Source organism: Bacillus cereus group sp. Bce041, assembly GCF_052646455.1.
This window is the reverse complement of the sequence record NZ_JBQXON010000002.1, coordinates 1-19,166: the sequence shown is the minus strand read 5'-3', so window position 1 is coordinate 19,166 and position 19,166 is coordinate 1. Positions and strand designations below refer to the sequence as shown.

The following is a 19,166-nucleotide window of genomic DNA, read 5'->3' as shown; positions in this document are numbered from 1 at the left end:
AATAGATAGATATGGAGAATATTCCTTTTTTAAGTGCTTCAACTGTACCTGTAAGTGAGTATTTGGACGAATTGAAGGAAATTGATACATCTCACATATATACGAATTATGGACCTATAAATCAACGTTTTGAGGAAACAATTATGTCGTCATTTTTTCAAAACAGGGGAGCTGTTACAACAGTAGCAAACGCAACGTTAGGGTTAATGGCGGCTATTCAACTAAAGAAAAGAAGAAAGGGAAAGTATGCTCTCATGCCTAGTTTTACATTCCCTGCGACTGCCTTAGCCGCTATTTGGTGTGGACTGGAACCTTACTTTATTGATATTTCAATAGATGATTGGTATATGGATAAAACCGTACTTTTGGATAAGATAGAAGAATTAAAAGAAGAGGTTGCGATTGTTATCCCGTACGCCACTTTTGGATCATGGATGAACTTAGAAAAATATGAAGAATTAGAGAAGAAGGGGATTCCGGTTGTCGTAGATGCGGCGCCGGGATTTGGTTTAATGAATGGAGGGATGCATTACGGTCAAGATTTTAGTGGAATGATCGTATATAGCTTTCATGCAACAAAGCCTTTCGGAATTGGTGAAGGAGGGCTCATATATAGTAAAAACGAAGAAGATATACAACATATTAAAAGAATGGGGAATTTCGGATTTGATAAAAATCGTGAATGCACGATGATGGGGTTTAATTGTAAAATGTCTGAATACGCAGCCGCTATTGGGATTGCGACTATAAAAAAGTGGGATCAAAAATTAAAAGAACGCAGCCGTATTTCTGAATGGTATAAACAGTTGTTACAAAATACTGGGTTAATGAAAAAAGGGTGGAAAGTCCAAAAGACAGAAGCAGTTATTCACCAATTTATGCCTATCATTTGTCCAGAAGAAGTTCGCAACATACAAGTAATAGAAGAACTGAAAAAACAGAAAATAGAAGCTAGATTATACTTTTCACCATCTTGCCACCAACAAGTTCTTTTTAAAAACTATAAGTCTACAGATTTAACAAAGACGAATAAAATAGCAAAACGAATCGTAAGTTTACCTTTATGGGAAGGAATGACGAAAGAACTAGTAGAGCAAATTGTAATTTGTTTAGAGCAGAAGGTGGTGTCGGTAGATGAATAGTTTTTATAGTCAAGAAGAACTAAAGAAAGTTGGATTTTTATCTGTTGGGAAAAATGTATTGGTTAGTAAAAAAGCAAGTATATATAATCCGAGTGCTATATCAGTTGGCAATCATGTAAGAATTGATGATTTTTGCATTTTAAGTGGTAAAATCACAATTGGAAGTTATTCGCACATATCAGCGTATACAGCGTTATATGGAGGGGAAGTTGGGATTGAAATGCATGATTTTGCAAACATCTCAGCTAAAACAATCATATATGCAGTACTTGATGATTTCAGTGGAAATACATTAATGGGTCCAACCGTCCCGAATCAATATAGGAATGTGAAAGCAGAAAAAGTTATTTTAAAAAAACATGTGATTATTGGTGCTAATTCTATTATTTTTCCAAATGTAACGGTAGGAGAAGGTACGGCAGTCGGTGCGATGAGTATGGTAAAAGAGAGTTTAGATGATTGGTATATTTACGCTGGAGTTCCCGTAAGAAAAGTAAAACCTCGTCAAAAAAAGATGCTAGAGTTAGAAATTGATTCTTTAAAAAGCATTCATTCTTAACAAAAAAGAATGAATGTTTTTATTTTTATCTCGCTATTTGCCGGGCAGTAAGACCCTACCTCAAAATTCAGCGGAAGTAAAGAAGTTAGGTGGGGATCGGGCTGATAGCCAGTGGGGATGAACAAAATCCTCACTGATTAAACTTTCACTTTATGATAGAGCAGAGAGTATCTTAACTTATTGTGTTTTAAATTTTGCTGACCAAGGCAATACTGAGCCATAGTGAATGTAAAGTTGGAGGGCGAGCGTATATGTTTGATGAAGATGGGATTGTTTTAATTATGGAACCAGCTGATGAAAGAAACTTGAGGAGATTTATTTTTTCAGTGCCAAAGTCAGTGTATGAAAAGAAGGGGCTTACATTACACTATGGAACAGCTATAGGACAAGGCTATATGGATATAATTGAAGATATTATAAGCGTACATATAGAAATAGATGTTGTAACGATAATAGGGCATGTAAGAGGATAAATAGCTATTTGAAAAAGGTTATAAACAATTTAGCTAGAAGTTATGTATAGAGAAAATTACAGACAATGATAAAGACGAAGGGAGTCTAAAATGAAAATAAAAACAATTTTATTAGTATTTATAGTTTCAATTGGTTTAATGGGATGTTCAATAGTGGAAGAAGGAAAGAACTCCATAGATTATGCTCAAAAGGCGACAGACTATGTAAATGAAATAAGTGCATTTGCAAATGATGCACCAGCATTAGCAGAAAAGGCCGTTAATGATAGCGAGGCTCGAAAAGAATTAGAAACGAAGCTTAGTGAAATTAAACAAGATATACCCGCATTCAATGAATTAACGCCACCTGATGTAGCAAAGGATATTCATCAACAAATCGTCGGATATAACGAAAAGTTAAATACGTTAATTGATACGGCGATGACAAAGATAGAAGAAGGAAAAGTGGATGTAGAGCAATTTAAAAACTCTGAGCTTATGCAGACGGTAGATCAAGTTCGAGATTTGAAAGATAAAGTGCAAAATTTAGGTCAATAGTAAAAAGCTCCGTTTGTGATAAACGGAGCTTTTTACTATTGGATACAATAAACGATTACACCAACGATAATAATCATGTTGCCGATGAGTTTACGTTTCGTTATTTTTTCTCCTAGGAAATACCAACCAAAAATTAATATGATGATATAACTTAAGGATTCTAATGCTGATGCTTGTTTTAATGCCATGCCCTTCATGGCGATAACATTTAATCCGGCGTTAATTACAAATAAAGAGTAGCCGATAATAACATAAGGATTCACATATTCTTTTATTCTAGAATCGTATTGTTGCAAAGTAGCTTTTTTTAATAATATTTGTGAGTAATTAGCTAAAATTATCCCGAAAATAAATAATGACATATAACTATTCATCTTTTGTCACCACCACAATTCCGACGATAATAATAGCTGCACCAAGTAAATGATTCCACTGAATCGTATCTCCAAATAGAAATACTGACCAAAGCATTGACCACAGTATAATAATCCCGCGATGTGAATATGCTTTTGAAATTTCGAAATGTTTAATTACTTGTTGCCATAAAATTGCATATCCGAATAAAAGTATAACTAATCCGAAATAAGCAACAAAAAATGAGATGGAAGCAATGGGGAATTTAGCTGCCCATTTCATGTAAACCATAATGATAGAATATATCAAAAAAGCTACATGTAAAAATACGTAATTTTTAATAGTTGGTTTCATTTATTCACTCTCTTTTGCATATAAATATATATTTATACCTAATTTTTCTAGTGTTAGATATTGGAACATATTTTGTTTAATCTTTCACATTTCAAATTATATAGTATCATGGCTTTTATTGTAAAACAATAGAAGCTATGCATTCATTTTTTCCAAGGTTCTACAATATGTATCGTTTTATTTGTTGCATCCAACTCTACTTGAACACCGATAGGCATGGTAATCATTGGATGTGTATGACAACAATCGAAGTCAGCTAGAAAAGGAATTCTTTGATTTTGAAGTACTTCTAGTAGTATTTCAAAAGGTTTTCGATTTGTACCACAATCATCAAATTGCTCATGTTTTCCAAGAATGATACCTGAAATTTTATCGAATACACCGTTAATTTTAAGTAATGAAAAGCTTCTTTCAATAGTAGCTGCATCTTTTGAACTGTCCTCAATGAAGAGAATGTCGCCTTCTTGAATATGTGGCATATAGGGGCTACCCCAAATTCCTTGTATCGTGTTTAAATTCCCGCCAATAATACGCCCAGTAGCTTTTCCATCAATTACTGAAATCCAATCGTTTGGTCGAAGTTCTTTCTCCTTTGTCTTTTCTTCCCAATTAATAAATTCATCTGACCAAAATAATGGTTGTTTTATATGATAAGGAAGAGAATGATCATGTAGTAAAGTTTCAGCGAAATATTTGTATGTGCAATCAACAAAAGGTTCAAATTCGCCAAAGGAAGGGACGAGAGCTGGTCCATAAAATGTAGGGATTCCTGTTTTGGTGTAAATTGCTAGTAATAAAGCAGTTGCATCTGAATACCCAATCATTATTTTAGGGTTCTTTAGAAAAGCATCATAATCAATATAAGGTAATATTGAATTTGAATTCATCCCACCAATTGTTGACATAATACAAGAAATATTAGGATTTCTTATTAAGACATTTAGCTCCTCAGCACGCTCTTGTATACTACCAGAACGATAAAAATCATATCGACCTGTTAATGAACCTTCTAATATATGAAACCCTTTCTGTTGTAAGTAAGATTTTGCTCGTTCAAATCTCTTTGGTGAAGTGTAGGTTACTGGTGAAGAAGGGGAGTAAATCCCAACTGTGTCTCCGTATTTTAATGATTTTGGAAGTAGCATTTGTATGAATCCCTTCTATTAAATAGTTTATCTCGCTATTTGACGGGTAGCCTGATTGGTGGGGCTGATTAAAGTTTCGCTTTATTTACGAGATTTTATTATTAAATATTCTTACGTTTCAATATTGTAAGTTTAACATAAATAAATTAAAATAATCATTGCTGTACTATGAATAAATATACCTTTTACCTTGACTGTATAAAGGAATTGTTGATAAGGTTAAATGTGAGTGTATAAAAGGTTTGCTAAAGGAGTTTTGAAATGAATCGGTTAAAATGGGGAAGGATGACAGTCCTATTAGTCATTATTTTAGGGATATGTTGGTTCTTATTCCAAGGAAATCAAAAGAGCATAGCGAATGTAGAGGGACAACCTTTGCAAGTGGCAGAACTACCTAAAGCAGGATTTACTGAAAAAGTAGTCCCGCCAAAGTACATCCCACCAGAAATTAACGCAAAAGCAGCTATGATTATCGATGCGAGTGATGGAGATATTATTTATCAATATAATGAAAATGAAGCTTTTGCACCGGCTAGTATGTCTAAGATGATGACAGCGTATCTCTTACTAGAGAGTATACATAACGGGAAAGTTCGCTGGGAAGATCCAGTAAAAATGAGTGCGAAGGCGGCACAAACAGAGGGAGCGAGAATCCCAGTACAAGTTAATGATACATTAACTGTTAAAGATTTATATCATGCATTAATGATTGAGTCAGCTAATAATTCAGCTGTGGCTTTAGCAGAACATATGGCAAAATCGGAGAAAGATTTCGTTCAGCTTATGGATGCAAAAGCGAAACAGTTAAAAATGTCGGAACATGCTAAATTTGCAAATGCTTCTGGATTACAAGAGCCAGATGGAAGTGAAACAAAAATGACGGCTGCTGATGTAGCGCAATTGGCATATCATCTTATAAAAGATTATCCGGAAATATTAGAAGTGACTCACTTACGCCAAAGTCAGCTAGCATTTAATAATATTAATGTTATAAGCACAAACGACATGTTAAATAAAAATAATAAAAGTTTATATATAGAAGGAATGGACGGACTAAAGACTGGATTTACAGATAGTGCAGGATACTGTTTTACTGGGACTGCAAAGCAAGGTGATAATCGAATTATTACAGTGGTCATGGGGACATCAAGTAAAACAAAACGTTTTACAGAGACAAATAAGTTAATGTCGTATGCATTTGGATTAGTTAATTAAGTAAGTAAAATACGAATCTAGATCGCTACATAAGTAAGACTGTTTGTTGTTACTAATTTTAGATAACAACAAACAGTCTTTTTATTTTTATTTTAAAAAGGAAAAAGCTTCTAAATACAAGTGTTATCATTTGAGTTTATTTGTTGCTGTGATATTATAAAGTTATAAGCTTATTAATAATAAGTTTGAGGGGCGTAATATGATATATACATATGAAATAGCCTCAATTGAAAATTGGAGGGAATTATGATGGCAAAAGATTTTTACTCAGCAATTGAAGACAGAAGATCTATTTATGCAATTAGTAAAGAGCAAGTAGTTTCTGATGAGAAAATTCAAGAAGTGATTTATCATGCTGTAAAACATACACCTTCAGCTTTTAATTCTCAAAGTGCTCGCGTTGTTGTTTTATTAGGAGAACAACATGATAAATTATGGGATATTACGAAAGAAACGTTACGAAAAATTGTACCTGAAAATAACTTTGCACCTACTGAAGAAAAAATGAATGCATTTAAAAGTGGTTATGGAACGGTTTTATATTTTGAAGACAGTGAAGTAGTGGAAAGCCTTCAAGCAAACTTTGCATTATATAAAGATAATTTCCCAACTTGGTCTCAGCAATCATCAGGAATGTTACAATTTGCAATTTGGACAGCTTTAGAAATTGAAGGGTTTGGTGCTACGTTACAGCATTACAATCCACTAATTGATGAAAAAGTGAGAAAAGAGTGGGATGTTCCAGCAAATTGGAAACTCACTGCGCAAATGCCATTTGGTAAACCGGTAGTACATGCTGGTGAAAAAGAATTCCAACCGTTAGAAAACCGTGTGAAAATTTATAAATAAAATAATTTGATAAAAGGTGAACAGGAATATAACCTGTTCACCTTTTTTTATACGTAATAAGGGTTTTTTTGTCCGGCATTTTTCATCTGATTTTTTAATTCATTTTTACGTGTTTCAATAGCTGATACTTTTTGTAATGTTATCATTGAAACGAATTGAATAAAAGCATAGTATAGCTCTATGTTTTTTTGTATTGGATCATCTATTATATTTCTCACAAATATGCCTCCTCTTTTTATTCCAATAAAACTCCGCATTAATGGGCAGCCCGAGTGGTGAGGGTTAATAATTAGCGGAGGATGTATAAAACCCTTCCTGATTAAAGTTTCATTTTATAAGGGAATGAAACTTTAATCAATTCGCTAAAATTCTTGTTTATTAAGATATGTATATAATACTATAAATATCCTATAAATTCCATTATAAGAAAAAGAGAACAGTTGATATAGTGTGTGTTTTCTTTAAAGGAGAAATGGCTTTTGTGAAATAAATCTTACAATTCGTCAAATTATTTCAAAATTGTAGATAGTATAGAAATTTAGTTTTCTAAAAATATTATACTATTGATAAATAGAGTGATTTTTGTCATGATGAAAGTATACTTCATGTAAGGAGCTTTATAAGGAAATACATACTTGAGTTTATATTAGGTTAATAGAATTTTTTATAATAGATAGAAAAGGGATATTTTATATTAAAATATTAAATAGAATGTCGAATTTTCATGCGATATATAAGAAATTTGAAAAAACCATTGCAAAAACACTGTGTTTAATGATAAAGTTCACATGAAGTTCACACGGATTTCACTTTGTTCATTTAAAATGAACTCTGTGTGAAAAATAAAACTCTTGCTAAAAAATGGAACTGGATGAATATTTTACTTTGATAATATTGTAAAGTATTAAAGTTTTAGTTTTTTTTAAGAGGATAGTAGGGAAAGGAAGTAAAGACAACTTATGAAAAAAGTAATTGCAGGTTTAGCAGCAGCTTCTGTAGCTGGCGTTGCAGTTCCAGGAATGGATTCTGCTCATGCACAAGTTTCAAATGAAGCGCTAAAAGAAATTAATGGACAAACTCAAACTCAAACTCAAACTCAAACGACTGTAACTGAAACAAAAACTGTAGAAACAACTTCTGAATTAAAATACACAGTAACTGCTGATGTATTAAATGTTCGTTCAGGTGCTGGTACAGGACATAACGTTATTTCTAAAGTAAAATCAGGCCAAGTGCTACAAGTAGTTGGACAAGAAAATGGTTGGTTCAAAGTAAACGTAAATGGTCAAACAGGTTATGTAAGTGGTGACTTCGTAACGACTGGTGGCAAAACAGGAACGACTGTTCAACAAGGAACAGGTACTTACACAGTAAACGTTTCTTCACTTAACGTACGTACAGGCCCAAGTACATCTCATACAGTATTAGGTTCTGTAAACAAAGGTAAAACAGTACAAGTTGTAGGTGAAGTACAAGATTGGTTTAAAATCAACTTCAATGGTGGAACTGGATACGTAAGCAAAGACTTCGTAACAAAAGGTGGTTCTGCTGTATCTAACGAAACACAACAACCAACTACAAACAACAATACTACAACAGTTCAAACTGGTGGTTCTTATGTTGTTAACACTGGTGCTTTAAAAGTACGTACAGGCCCAGCTACATACAACGCTGTAATCGGTGGAGTAACAAATGGTAAAGTATTAAACGTTACTGGTGCTGAAAATGGTTGGTACAAAATTAACCATAACGGCCGCACAGGTTACGTAAGTGCAGACTTCGTTAAGTTTGTAAAAGGCGGAGTAAACAACGTTACAAACAACAATAATGTTACAAATAACGTTCAACAACCAGGTAAAGACGTACAAAAACCAACAACAGGTGGAGATACATCTTCAATCGCTGGATTCGCTAGATCTTTAAATGGTTCACCATACAGAACTGCTGGTACAACACCTGCTGGTTTTGACTGCAGTGGATTCATTCACTACGTATTAAATCAAACTGGTCATAAAGGCGCTCGTCAAACAGTTGCTGGATACTGGAGCTCTAAAACAAAAACTAGCAATCCACAACCAGGTGATTTAGTATACTTCCAAAATACTTATAAATCAGGTCCTTCTCACATGGGTGTTTACTTAGGAAACGGTCAGTTCATTAGTGCAGAAACAGATGCAACTGGTGTACGTATTAGTTCTGTAAGTAACTCTTACTGGAGCAAGCACCTATTAGGTTACACAAAAGCATACTAAGAAAAAGTAGTTTTATATACTTTTCGTATAGAGAAAAGGCTTTCCAAGGAAACTTGGGAAGCCTTTTTATAGTTGAATAAATTGGAAGTTTAATAGTTTTTATTTTAACTTTCCATTTAAAAATCGATCATATAAGTCATGGAAATAGTTAGGACGAAATAAGTTCGCTGCATGTCCCGCTAACGGTATTTCCTCATATAGAACGTTAGGCAAAATAGATTTCAAATCAAATAGACAAGATTTATAGAGATGATCATGCTCTCCCATTACCCATAGTATAGGGTGAGGAAGTGATTTTAATTTAGATTTTAAATCGAATTCTAACCGATGTCGTAATGACTGGGCAATTATGGATGAATGTAATTGTAATCCGAAACGGTAGTAAATATTTCTTGAAATGACTGCGAACGGATTTGCTTTTAATATACCGCTTGGAAAAATAGTATTTGCGTATTGAGAGAGCCATTTAGAGTATTCATCTCCTCGCTTCTCCCAAAAATTTTGAAATACATTATATAAACGAGAAGGGTTATTGTAATGTCCTCCAATATGACAAATACTTAATACTTTTTCTGGATGCATTTGTGCAAAAATTGTAGAGATGTAACAGCCGTAACTTAGCGCACAAATATGTGCTTTTTTAATACCTTCTTGTTCATATAAGTTTAATAATTGATCTACGAGGCGCTGTAATGAAAAGTCGATTGCTTCTCCTTTATCATCACCGTGACCTAATAAGTCATAAGTTATAATGTTGTAGGAGGCAGAAAATCGTTTTTGCTCTTTTTTGAAGGCACGACGATTGCCAACTAATCCATGAATAAAAATAATTGTTTCCTTTTCAGAATGTATATTTGTTTGCAAAAAGGATACTCCTTTCACTAACTGGAGATTTATATCGTGTTTTAAATTATTTATCTATAATTTACATAGAATAATATTAAGTACCAGGTAATAATATCAGATGTTTATATCTGTTGTAAAGATGAGTTTTTATGTATATTTTGTAAAAATAGAAAAAGTGTGTTTACATTCAGTTTACATTTGTATCGTATTCTAATTTTAGAAAGAACAGTTTTGTTTAACATGAGGAGATGAACAGGAATGGAAGTTAGAAATGAAATAAAGAAAAAAGGGAGTTGGAGGCAGTTTTTACGCCTTATTCAAGATACAAATCCTCCGAAAGGAATTTTAGTTTTTGCGTTGTTAATGAGTTTGCTTTCTACGGGAGCGAGTTTATTTATTCCTATGCTGACAAAAGGATTAGTAGATAATTTTTCGCTTTCTTCAATTAGTGTAGGACAAATTGTTGGGTTAATTGCTTTCTTTGTAATGCAAACTATTGCGGCAGGGTTGTCTATATATTTACTAAATTATATTGGGCAGAAGATTGTAGCGGGACTAAGAGAACGTTTGTGGAAAAAGGTACTTATCTTGCCGGTATCTTATTACGATCAAAATAGAACAGGTGATACGATTAGCCGTATGACGAATGATACAGGTGTTGTGAAAACGTTAATTTCTGAGCATTTGTCAAACTTATTAACAGGTGGTATTTCAATTGTTGGATCGTTAATTGTATTATTTGTTTTAGATTGGAAAATGACTGCGTTACTTTTAACGGTTATTCCGTTGTCTGTGTTAATTTTAGTTCCACTTGGACGAAAAATGTATAAGATTTCAAAAGCGCTTCAAGATGAAACTGCATCTTTTACAAGTGTGTTAACGCAAGTGTTATCAGAAATTCGTTTAGTGAAATCTTCAAATACAGAAAAGAGAGAATATGAAACGGGTAATACAGGTATACAAAAGTTATTACAATTTGGTTTGAAAGAAGGAAAAGTGCAAGCATTAATTTCGCCAGTTATGTCGTTTGTTTTAATGGCACTACTTGTTATTATCGTAGGGTATGGCGGGATGCGAGTTTCTAGCGGTGCATTAACAACCGGTGAACTTGTAGCGTTTATTTTGTATTTAGTTCAAATTGTAATGCCAATGAGTCAATTATCTATGTTCTTTACACAATTCCAAAAGGCAATTGGTGCAACGGAAAGAATTAGTACGATTTTAGAATATGAAGTAGAAGATCATGAAACTGGTGTGAAAGTGACAAATGCTAAGCAACCGATCGTTCTTGAAAATGTACATTTTGAGTATAACGAAGAAGAGCAAGTTTTGAAAAATATTGATTTCACAATTGAATCTGGAAAAGTGACAGCAATTGTAGGACCAAGTGGTAGTGGGAAAACAACGTTATTCTCATTACTGGAACGTTTTTATGAGCCAACTAGTGGTGCCATTAAATTAGGAAAAGAATTAATTACGAGTTATTCATTAGAGTCATGGCGACGTCAAATCGGTTACGTATCACAAGATAGTCCGTTAATTGATGGAACGATTCGTGATAATATTTGTTACGGCGTTGAGGGCGAAGTAATAGATGAAGAAATTGAAAAAGTAGCAGCAATGGCATATGTTGATGCATTTATTCATGACTTACCAAACGGTTATGCAACAGAAGTTGGAGAACGCGGTGTGAAGCTTTCTGGGGGACAAAGACAGCGAATTGCCATTGCCCGAGCGTTGCTTCGAAATCCGCAAATTCTTATGCTAGATGAGGCGACTTCAAGCTTAGATAGTAAATCTGAGTCTGTCGTTCAAAAAGCGTTAAATAACTTAATGAAAGGCAGAACAACGTTAGTGATTGCGCATAGACTTTCTACTGTTGTAGATGCAGATAAAATTGTCTTTATTGAAAAAGGGAATCTTACAGGTAGTGGTACGCATGATGAATTATTACAGACGCATGATATGTATCGTGAGTTTGCAACGCAACAATTGAAAATTAAAGAGGGTGCATTATAAAATGAATCATCAGCGGGAAGTTTACTCCACTGATGATTCATTTTTAAAAAATATATTAGATGCTAAGTAGAAAGGAAATGGTTCCTTTGATACCTAAAATTTTAATAGTAGATGACGATCCACACATTAGAGAACTCGTTTCGGTATTTTTAGAACGAGAAGGTTTTCAAACATATGAGGCAATTGATGGAGTAGATGCACTTCAGAAAATGGATGACGTAAAAGTCGATATGGTTATTCTTGATATCATGATGCCAAATATGGATGGATTTGATGTATGTTTTGAATTAAGAAAATACTATGATATCCCGGTTCTGATGCTAACTGCCAAAGGGGAAACATCACAAAAAGTAAAAGGATTTCACCTTGGGACAGATGATTATCTTGTAAAACCATTTGACCCTATAGAATTAGTAGTGAGAGTAAAGGCATTATTGAAACGTTACCAAATTACAGTTTCCCAATCGATTCAAGTTGGAAATGTATTATTAAATCGTAAAACATTCGAAGTTACATCTGGAGAACAAACGGTTACATTACCGTTAAAAGAATTTGAGCTGCTCTTTACTTTAGGGTCTAAATCGGGAAGAACTTGTTCGAGAGAGCAATTAATTGAAGAAATATGGGGATATGATTTTGAAGGGAATGAACGTACACTAGACGTTCATATTAATCGGTTACGTGAGAAGTTTCAAGAAGAGCAGTCGAAATTTAGTATTAAAACAATAAGAGGATTAGGGTATCGCTTAGAGGTAAGTAAATGAGAAAAAGAAAACGAATGAGTAAGTTGAAGATGCTGAAAGTATTTGGAGCGGTATTAGCGCTCTTTTCTTTTCTTACTATAATTTGGTCTATCGCATTTTATGTAGCAACTAGTATATTGAATGCTTTTGACGTAAACGTATCGCCGTTTGTTGCTTTTCTAATTAGTGATATGGTCGGTTTTGTCTTTATTATTCTTATTTGGACATTGATTGGAATATTAATGAGACCAAAACGAGAGGCGATGATTTGGACTATTATTGAACCGATACAAAAAATTGCAAAAGGAGACTTCTCCGTAAAAATAAGAAATGAAGAAAAGTATGATGGTGAAATTGGCGTGCTCGTAAAAAGTATAAATGATATGACAGATGAACTGAATACGATGGAGAAAATGAGACAAGAGTTTGTATCGAATGTTTCTCATGAAATACAGTCACCGTTAACTTCTATAAAAGGATTTGCTAGAGCACTACAAGACGATAATCTTTCTGAGGAAAAAAGAAAGCATTATCTTACCATTATTGAAACTGAAACAACGAGATTATCTAAACTAAGTCAAAATTTACTAAAGCTAACTCTTTTAGAATCAGAAGAGTATACACCAGAAAGAGTGAGCTATCGATTAGATCAACAATTAAAGCAAATTGTGTTAAATAGTGAACCACTCTGGGCTGAAAAAGAAATTGAGTTAGAACTAGATTTAGAAAAAGTATATGTTATTGCTGACCAAGAAAGTATGAGTCAAGTGTGGATTAATTTAATTCATAATAGTATTAAATTTACTCCAAGCGGTGGTACGATTACTATTCAGTTAAAGGAACATGAGACAGTAGTGGAAGTGCGTATCCGTGATTCAGGAATTGGTATATCAGAAGAACAGAAACAACATATTTTTGAGCGTTTTTATAAAGCGGATTCTTCACGAAATCGTGCCTATGGAGGAAGTGGCTTAGGTTTAGCTATTGTAAAGAAAGTACTCGACCTTCATCAAGGAGAGATAAAAGTGGAGAGTGAGGAAGGAAAAGGTACTGAATTTATTGTGCGTATGCCGAATCATGAAGAGAAATAGTGTTAGAAGGAGAACCTTCTAACACTATTTCTCTTTAAAAATGCATTTACCGTTACTGCAATTATATTGAAAAGCTTTTCCTTCGCTTTTCATACTCATACACTCCCCTATGCTGGATTTGTTTTTATTTTACATGAATAATGGTAAAAAAATGAAACTTATAAATAAAAACTTTCTATAGTTACCTACAAGTAACCTACGCACATGAAAGTGCATCATTGCCTTTTTACATAAACATAGATACAATTTTAATATAATACATAACTGAGATGATTAAGGAGTGTTATACTTGGCAGAATTATTACAAGGTAAAAATGCTTTAATTACAGGAGCAGGTAGAGGGATTGGTCGCGCTGTAGCAATCGCATTAGCGAAAGAAGGCGTAAATGTAGGCTTATTAGCTCGTTCAGAAGAAAACTTAAAAGCTGTAGCAAAAGAAGTAGAAGCAGAAGGTGTAAAAGCTGTTATTGCAACTGCTGATGTTTCTTCATATGAAGAAGTAACAACTGCGATTGAAACGTTAAAAAATGGTTTAGGATCTATCGATATTTTAATTAATAACGCTGGTATTTCTAAATTCGGTAAGTTTTTAGAACTAGACGTTGCTGATTGGGAAAAAATCATTCAAGTAAACTTAATGGGTGTATACTATGCAACTCGTGCAGCTTTACCGAGCATGATTGAACAACAATCTGGTGATATCATTAACATTTCATCTACAGCAGGACAAAAAGGTGCACCTGTAACAAGTGCATATAGTGCTTCTAAATTTGGTGTCCTTGGCTTAACAGAATCGTTAGCGATGGAAGTTCGCAAACATAACATTCGTGTAACAGCTTTAACTCCAAGTACAGTAGCAACTGATATGGCTGTAGATTTAGGATTAACTGATGGAAACCCTGATAAAGTAATGCAAGCAGAAGATATTGCAGAATTTATCGTAGCGCAGCTGAAATTAAATAAACGTACATTTATTAAATCTGCTGGGCTTTGGTCTACTAATCCATAGGAATTAAATTTAACTTTAAAAGAAGGGATATCTATTCTGTAAGGGGTAGATGTCCTTTCTTTATTTTTTGTATTCGAGACAGAATTTTCGGTATAATTAAAAGTGAATGGTAGAAAGCATTGGGAAATTGAAAGGGATGGCAGTTGTAAAAGAGTGATGTAAGGAGGAACAAGGGATGAAAAAGAAGTTTCAAAAATTATAACATGTATCGTGTATAACGAGATTAGCTCGTGGACCTCCAATATACATAACACTATATTATATATTAAAAAATTGGAGGATATAAATAGATGAGAACTGAAAAAGAAATGTTAGACGTAATTATAAATATAGCAAAAGAGGATGAAAGAATTCGAGCAGTTATCATGAATGGATCGCGTGTAAATCCAAATGTGAAAAGAGATTGTTTTCAAGACTATGATATTATGTATGTTGTAAATGATATACAATCTTTTACGTCTAATCATAATTGGGTTCATAGATTTGGAGAAATAATGATAGTACAAATGCCAGAAGAAATGTCGTTAGTTCAACCAGATGAAGATGGGAAGTTTCCATATTTAATGCAGTTCATGGATGGGAATCGGATTGATTTAACGCTAGTTCCAGTTGAGTTAATAAAAAAGTTCGTTGGACAAGATAGTTTAAGTAAACTGCTTCTTGATAAAGATAATTGTCTGGAAGAATTCCCGCCAGCAAGCGATAAGGATTACTTAATAAAAAAGCCTACAGAAAAAGAGTTTTTGGATTGCTGTAATGAATTTTGGTGGTGTAGTACAAATGTGGCAAAAGGGTTATGGAGAGAGGAACTTTCTTATGCAAAAGGAATGCTTGAAGGACCAGTGCGAGATATGTTCATCGTAATGCTAGAATGGCATATTGGTATGAAAACAGACTTTACAGTTAATACAGGGAAGTTTGGAAAGCATTTCGAGCAATATATTGAAGAAGATATGTGGGAGCAATTTAAAAGGACATTTTCTAATGCTGAATATGAAAACATATGGGAGTCATTCTTTGTCATGAGTGATTTATTTAGGGAAGTGGCGAACGAAATCGCTAACACGTATGAATATCAATATCCGCAAGAAGATGATGATAAAGTGACGAACTATTTAAAACATGTGAAAGCTTTGCCAAAAGATAGTACATCAATTTATTAATAATATAAAGTAGTAAGGCTGTCCTAATTAAGGACAGTCTTATTTTTGTTTATGAATAACAATTTCTCTAACAAAGTGCAGATGAATCACATATGAAAATTTAGGGAGGTTTTTTATCATGTATTATTTTTATTCGCCAGAAATGTTTGCTCCATATCAATGGGGACTAGAACGAGATGTTTCGTATGCTTATATGCCATATAACTCATTTTATTATGGAGATTATATAAGCGCATTGCCATACGCATATATCCCTCAAAGCTATGAAGTACAAATGAAAGCAGATGATCGTGGATCGTGGACACCATTTACATGGGTTGAAAAATATGCGTACGCATTTTCAGGACCGTATAATAAAGCGGAAGTAGCTCTTACATTTGATGATGGACCAGATTCAGAATTCACGCCAAAAATATTAGATAAGTTAAAACAACATAATGTAAAAGCTACTTTTTTCTTACTTGGTGAAAACGCAGAAAAATTTCCGAATGTAGTAAAGCGTATTGCAAATGAAGGGCATGTAATTGGTAATCATACGTACAGTCATCCGAATTTAGCGAAAGTAAATGACGCTGAGTACCGTAATCAAATTATAAAAACGGAAGAAATATTAAAACGTTTAGCCGGCTATGCCCCTAAATTTATACGTCCACCGTATGGTGAAATACTTGAAAATCAATTGAATTGGGCAACTGAGCAAAATTTTATGATTGTACAGTGGAGTGTTGATACAGTTGATTGGAAAGGTGTAAGTGCCGATACGATTACAAATAATGTGTTAGGGAATTCATTTCCAGGTAGTGTCATACTGCAGCATTCTACTCCAGGTGGGCATTTACAAGGATCTGTTGATGCACTAGACAAAATCATTCCGCAGTTAAAAACGAAAGGGGCACGTTTTGTAACACTTCCAAGTATGTTCCAGACATCAAAAGAAAGAAAGTGAATGTGTTATAAATTGGAAAAATAAGGGTTGTGTCGTATAATGAAAGTGTAAGTTAGGGGGGGATATAATTGATTGATGCACTAGTAAACATAGGAATAAGCATATTGATTGGTATTATTTTTATACTTGCGGCAATTATTCTTCAAAAAAATCCACCGACCGATATTAATGCGGCATATGGTTATCGTACGAAACGATCTATGAAAAATAAGGAATTATGGGATGCGGGTAACAGGTATAGTGCAGAAGTGATGAAGCAAAACGGATTTATCATGATGTTAATTGGAAGTGTTATTAGTATACTGTTTAGATATCCACATACAATAATAGTGATTATAGTGGTTATGCTGTTATTAATGATTCGTTTATTTATACAAGTAGAGAGTAGATTAAAAATCCTTGAACAATAATAAAAAATAGGACTCTACGCAATATTATGCTAGGAGTCCTATTTTATTTATAAACTATTATTTTTTAATAATTCTTTTCCTTGCTCTATAACAAATTCATAGTATGCAAGATCATACGGATAAATATCTTCAAATGTTATCGTAATCGGTGTATTGTTTAAGACTGAAATAGTCGTTAAAGATGAAATCTCTCCTTTTAATAGTTGTAGAAAAGAAGTTGCATGTACTTTCATCACATCGTCTACTTCTTCACCTGGTGCGAATGGAAGTGGATTGATGACGTTGTGAAAATACATATGACAAAACTCGCGATCAGTAAGATTTGAAATTTCATAATCTATTTTAAAGATTCCCTTGTATGTTAAATCATTAGTTTGAAAGGAAAGCCCTAATTCTTCCTCAATTTCACGAAGACCACCAATTTGTACATCTTCATCATGCATAATATGTCCAGCTGAAGTAATATCCCATATACATGGAGCTTCTTTTTTATTTTTAGAGCGTAATTGGAAATATAAAAACATATCTTCATTATCTTTTTCTACAAACCAGCAATGAAATGTTTCGTGCCAATCGCCGTCACGATGCACTTCATCACGTAATTTCTTCCCAAGTGTATTTCTTTCAGGATCAAATATTGTTAACCACTCTGTCATTTTAATTCCCCTTTCCTCAAATTTTATTATACAATATTTGTATTGAATTTTGGGAAAATAAAGAAAAAGGAGTGGTTATAAGTGGGGATAGAGCGTACGGAAATAAAATCGATTATTTCAACAGAGGAAGAGTTACGGAAAATATTGGGGCAACCAAGTGAGCGAGCGTTGAAAAAAGTCATTTCATCATTAGACCACCATTGCGTAGATTTTCTTTCTAAATCTCCTTTTCTAGTATTATCCACTGGAAATAAGTTGGGGGAGTGTGACGCCTCGCCGCGAGGAGATGCACCTGGATTTGTATACGTACTCAATAATAATAAAATTATCATTCCAGAAAGACCAGGAAATCGTCGTATAGACTCCATTTTGAATATTATTTCAAATCCACGTGTAGGATTAATCTTTTTTATTCCAGGTCTTGGGGAGACACTCAGAATAAATGGCCGAGCGTATATTACAAACGACGAAGAAATTTTGAAAGAAATGCAGGCGAATGGACGCAATCCGTTGCTTGGAATTGTTGTTGAAATAGAAGAGTGTTATATTCATTGTGCAAAAGCGTTTATTCGTTCTAAGATGTGGGATCCAGAATCTTGGTTAAATAAAAAAGAGTTACCATCAGCAGCAAAAATGTTGCTGGAGCATGCGAAAGTGAATACTTCAGAAGAAGATGTTGCACGTTCTTTAGAAGAAAGTTATACAAAAAGATTGTATTAAAAATTTTATTAATATAGTTTTGTAGAGCGGATATGTACGGTTTTTAGAATGGGGAATTTATATATGAACCGTTGATTTATAAACTGGAGAAATAACAAAATAGGTAAATTGAGTGGCGGTTGCATAATGATATTGTGAAATATAATAAAAAAAATTCTTGAAAATAGTTAGTAAAAATAGGCTTGCTTTTTAAAAAGTTGATAACTATAATGAATTAACAAATAGACATGAACGAAAAAGTAACGATAAGGACAAGAAATCATTTTTACGGTTTACAGAGAGGGAAGCCAAGGGTGTGAGCTTCCTAACACGAGAAATGATTTTACCACCTTTGAACTTCAATAGTGAACGAGTAATCTAGTAATTATTGACGGTATCAGCCGTTATCTGAACTTGAGCAATCTAGGGAGAAATACGTCTAGATTGGAACAAGGGTGGAACCACGAAAACACATTCGTCCCTTTCCTAGGGATGAGTGTGTTTTTTTACGGATTTAGAGATTGAAAATTTAAAATAATTTAAAAATAGTATTGATTTTGTTTTTTATGCGAGTATAATGAGTTAACAAATAAACATGAACGAAAAAGTAACGATAAGGACAAGAAATCATTTTTACGGTTTACAGAGAGGGAAGCCAAGGGTGTGAGCTTCCTAACACGAGAAATGATTTTACCACCTTTGAA

Annotated in this window: 21 protein-coding genes, 1 pseudogene and 1 other annotated feature; of the genes and pseudogenes, 15 read left to right on the top strand and 7 right to left on the bottom strand. The window is 33.6% G+C overall.

Going from position 1 to position 19,166, the window contains the following annotated elements; all coding sequences use genetic code 11:
• Positions 1–11: 11 nt before the first annotated feature.
• The 4 genes from ACUN13_RS06065 to ACUN13_RS06050 all read left to right on the top strand — a co-directional run bounded on the left by ACUN13_RS06065 (position 12) and on the right by ACUN13_RS06050 (position 2,711).
• On the top strand, positions 12–1,142 hold the full coding sequence (locus ACUN13_RS06065; protein WP_445423721.1) for a DegT/DnrJ/EryC1/StrS aminotransferase family protein: 1,131 nt from the start codon (positions 12–14) through the stop codon (positions 1,140–1,142).
• Positions 1,135–1,701, top strand: a complete 567-nt coding sequence (locus ACUN13_RS06060) for an acyltransferase (protein WP_445423720.1) — start codon at positions 1,135–1,137, stop codon at positions 1,699–1,701. Before ACUN13_RS06065 ends, ACUN13_RS06060 begins: the two co-directional genes overlap by 8 nt.
• A gap of 251 nt (positions 1,702–1,952) precedes the next feature.
• Positions 1,953–2,174 carry a hypothetical protein gene (locus ACUN13_RS06055; RefSeq protein WP_000459099.1) on the top strand — a complete coding sequence of 74 codons (222 nt, stop codon included), beginning with the start codon at positions 1,953–1,955 and terminating at the stop codon, positions 2,172–2,174.
• Between the two features lie 90 nt (positions 2,175–2,264).
• Positions 2,265–2,711: a DUF6376 family protein gene (locus ACUN13_RS06050; RefSeq protein WP_025687202.1), complete on the top strand. Its 447-nt coding sequence runs from the start codon at positions 2,265–2,267 to the stop codon at positions 2,709–2,711.
• A 35-nt stretch (positions 2,712–2,746) separates the two neighbouring features.
• Here ACUN13_RS06050 and ACUN13_RS06045 read toward each other — a convergent pair whose 3' ends face one another.
• The 3 genes from ACUN13_RS06045 to ACUN13_RS06035 form a co-directional block, all read right to left on the bottom strand.
• Complete coding sequence (locus ACUN13_RS06045; protein WP_445423719.1) at positions 2,747–3,085, bottom strand: EamA family transporter; 339 nt, start codon at positions 3,083–3,085, stop codon at positions 2,747–2,749.
• Positions 3,078–3,419 (bottom strand): EamA family transporter, encoded by a 342-nt coding sequence (locus tag ACUN13_RS06040; RefSeq protein WP_000805125.1) that lies wholly within the window; start codon positions 3,417–3,419, stop codon positions 3,078–3,080. Before ACUN13_RS06040 ends, ACUN13_RS06045 begins: the two co-directional genes overlap by 8 nt.
• Positions 3,420–3,562: 143 nt before the next feature.
• On the bottom strand, positions 3,563–4,564 hold the full coding sequence (locus tag ACUN13_RS06035; protein ID WP_000926333.1) for a S66 family peptidase: 1,002 nt from the start codon (positions 4,562–4,564) through the stop codon (positions 3,563–3,565).
• Between the two features lie 261 nt (positions 4,565–4,825).
• Between ACUN13_RS06035 and ACUN13_RS06030 the strand changes: the two genes are divergently transcribed.
• Both ACUN13_RS06030 and ACUN13_RS06025 read left to right on the top strand, forming a co-directional pair.
• Entirely contained in the window at positions 4,826–5,779 is a 954-nt protein-coding gene (locus tag ACUN13_RS06030) for a D-alanyl-D-alanine carboxypeptidase family protein (RefSeq protein WP_001080870.1), read from the top strand.
• A 246-nt stretch (positions 5,780–6,025) separates the two neighbouring features.
• Positions 6,026–6,628 (top strand): nitroreductase family protein, encoded by a 603-nt coding sequence (locus ACUN13_RS06025; protein ID WP_025687201.1) that lies wholly within the window; start codon positions 6,026–6,028, stop codon positions 6,626–6,628.
• A gap of 47 nt (positions 6,629–6,675) precedes the next feature.
• Here the strand turns inward: ACUN13_RS06025 and ACUN13_RS06020 are convergent, their stop codons facing one another.
• Positions 6,676–6,846, bottom strand: coding sequence for a hypothetical protein (locus ACUN13_RS06020; protein ID WP_001244279.1), 171 nt, complete (start codon positions 6,844–6,846; stop codon positions 6,676–6,678).
• Between the two features lie 741 nt (positions 6,847–7,587).
• Here ACUN13_RS06020 and entFM point away from each other — a divergent pair.
• Positions 7,588–8,880, top strand: a complete 1,293-nt coding sequence (gene entFM, locus ACUN13_RS06015; RefSeq protein ID WP_000755498.1) for an enterotoxin EntFM — start codon at positions 7,588–7,590, stop codon at positions 8,878–8,880.
• A 99-nt stretch (positions 8,881–8,979) separates the two neighbouring features.
• On the opposite strand, the gene ACUN13_RS06010 is transcribed toward entFM, so the two are convergent.
• Entirely contained in the window at positions 8,980–9,744 is a 765-nt protein-coding gene (locus tag ACUN13_RS06010; protein WP_445423718.1) for an alpha/beta fold hydrolase, read from the bottom strand.
• 240 nt (positions 9,745–9,984) lie between these two features.
• Between ACUN13_RS06010 and ACUN13_RS06005 the strand changes: the two genes are divergently transcribed.
• From ACUN13_RS06005 to hitS, 3 genes are all read left to right on the top strand, one after another.
• The gene (locus ACUN13_RS06005) at positions 9,985–11,745 is read left to right on the top strand and encodes an ABC transporter transmembrane domain-containing protein (RefSeq protein ID WP_025687790.1); all 1,761 of its coding nucleotides are present in this window, start codon (positions 9,985–9,987) and stop codon (positions 11,743–11,745) included.
• 86 nt (positions 11,746–11,831) lie between these two features.
• Positions 11,832–12,509 (top strand): envelope stress response regulator transcription factor HitR, encoded by a 678-nt coding sequence (gene hitR / locus ACUN13_RS06000; RefSeq protein WP_000612414.1) that lies wholly within the window; start codon positions 11,832–11,834, stop codon positions 12,507–12,509.
• A complete protein-coding gene (gene hitS / locus ACUN13_RS05995) occupies positions 12,506–13,579 on the top strand; it encodes an envelope stress sensor histidine kinase HitS (RefSeq protein WP_001231621.1) in 1,074 nt (357 codons plus the stop codon). Before hitR ends, hitS begins: the two co-directional genes overlap by 4 nt.
• 24 nt (positions 13,580–13,603) lie before the next feature.
• Here the strand turns inward: hitS and ACUN13_RS05990 are convergent.
• A pseudogene (locus ACUN13_RS05990) lies at positions 13,604–13,672 on the bottom strand (DUF3139 domain-containing protein); the annotation flags it as partial.
• A gap of 196 nt (positions 13,673–13,868) precedes the next feature.
• Between ACUN13_RS05990 and ACUN13_RS05985 the strand changes: the two are divergent.
• The 4 genes from ACUN13_RS05985 to ACUN13_RS05970 all read left to right on the top strand — a co-directional run bounded on the left by ACUN13_RS05985 (position 13,869) and on the right by ACUN13_RS05970 (position 17,107).
• Positions 13,869–14,588 (top strand): 3-ketoacyl-ACP reductase, encoded by a 720-nt coding sequence (locus tag ACUN13_RS05985; RefSeq protein ID WP_000818985.1) that lies wholly within the window; start codon positions 13,869–13,871, stop codon positions 14,586–14,588.
• A 290-nt stretch (positions 14,589–14,878) separates the two neighbouring features.
• Complete coding sequence (locus tag ACUN13_RS05980; RefSeq protein WP_025687791.1) at positions 14,879–15,751, top strand: aminoglycoside 6-adenylyltransferase; 873 nt, start codon at positions 14,879–14,881, stop codon at positions 15,749–15,751.
• 118 nt (positions 15,752–15,869) lie between these two features.
• Positions 15,870–16,697, top strand: a complete 828-nt coding sequence (locus ACUN13_RS05975) for a peptidoglycan-N-acetylglucosamine deacetylase (protein WP_000291203.1) — start codon at positions 15,870–15,872, stop codon at positions 16,695–16,697.
• Between the two features lie 71 nt (positions 16,698–16,768).
• A complete protein-coding gene (locus ACUN13_RS05970; RefSeq protein WP_025687792.1) occupies positions 16,769–17,107 on the top strand; it encodes an SdpI family protein in 339 nt (112 codons plus the stop codon).
• 47 nt (positions 17,108–17,154) lie between these two features.
• On the opposite strand, the gene ACUN13_RS05965 is transcribed toward ACUN13_RS05970, so the two are convergent.
• Positions 17,155–17,763 carry an NUDIX hydrolase gene (locus tag ACUN13_RS05965; protein WP_000141352.1) on the bottom strand — a complete coding sequence of 203 codons (609 nt, stop codon included), beginning with the start codon at positions 17,761–17,763 and terminating at the stop codon, positions 17,155–17,157.
• Positions 17,764–17,844: 81 nt separating this feature from the next.
• Here ACUN13_RS05965 and ACUN13_RS05960 point away from each other — a divergent pair, with 81 nt between their 5' ends.
• A complete protein-coding gene (locus tag ACUN13_RS05960) occupies positions 17,845–18,483 on the top strand; it encodes a pyridoxamine 5'-phosphate oxidase family protein (protein ID WP_000510728.1) in 639 nt (212 codons plus the stop codon).
• A gap of 233 nt (positions 18,484–18,716) precedes the next feature.
• Positions 18,717–18,948 (top strand) — a binding site (T-box leader).
• Positions 18,949–19,166: the final 218 nt, after the last annotated feature.

Coding starts and splice junctions, on each gene's coding strand:
- ACUN13_RS06065 (WP_445423721.1), top strand. CDS start 12: ATGGAGAATATTCCTTTTTTAAGTGCTTCAACTGTACCTGTAAGTGAG.
- ACUN13_RS06035 (WP_000926333.1), bottom strand. CDS start 4,564: ATGCTACTTCCAAAATCATTAAAATACGGAGACACAGTTGGGATTTAC.
- ACUN13_RS06050 (WP_025687202.1), top strand. CDS start 2,265: ATGAAAATAAAAACAATTTTATTAGTATTTATAGTTTCAATTGGTTTA.
- ACUN13_RS05965 (WP_000141352.1), bottom strand. CDS start 17,763: ATGACAGAGTGGTTAACAATATTTGATCCTGAAAGAAATACACTTGGG.
- ACUN13_RS05975 (WP_000291203.1), top strand. CDS start 15,870: ATGTATTATTTTTATTCGCCAGAAATGTTTGCTCCATATCAATGGGGA.
- entFM (WP_000755498.1), top strand. CDS start 7,588: ATGAAAAAAGTAATTGCAGGTTTAGCAGCAGCTTCTGTAGCTGGCGTT.
- ACUN13_RS06025 (WP_025687201.1), top strand. CDS start 6,026: ATGATGGCAAAAGATTTTTACTCAGCAATTGAAGACAGAAGATCTATT.
- ACUN13_RS06005 (WP_025687790.1), top strand. CDS start 9,985: ATGGAAGTTAGAAATGAAATAAAGAAAAAAGGGAGTTGGAGGCAGTTT.
- ACUN13_RS06040 (WP_000805125.1), bottom strand. CDS start 3,419: ATGAAACCAACTATTAAAAATTACGTATTTTTACATGTAGCTTTTTTG.
- ACUN13_RS06030 (WP_001080870.1), top strand. CDS start 4,826: ATGAATCGGTTAAAATGGGGAAGGATGACAGTCCTATTAGTCATTATT.
- ACUN13_RS06055 (WP_000459099.1), top strand. CDS start 1,953: ATGTTTGATGAAGATGGGATTGTTTTAATTATGGAACCAGCTGATGAA.
- ACUN13_RS05980 (WP_025687791.1), top strand. CDS start 14,879: ATGAGAACTGAAAAAGAAATGTTAGACGTAATTATAAATATAGCAAAA.
- ACUN13_RS06060 (WP_445423720.1), top strand. CDS start 1,135: ATGAATAGTTTTTATAGTCAAGAAGAACTAAAGAAAGTTGGATTTTTA.
- hitS (WP_001231621.1), top strand. CDS start 12,506: ATGAGAAAAAGAAAACGAATGAGTAAGTTGAAGATGCTGAAAGTATTT.
- ACUN13_RS06045 (WP_445423719.1), bottom strand. CDS start 3,085: ATGAATAGTTATATGTCATTATTTATTTTCGGGATAATTTTAGCTAAT.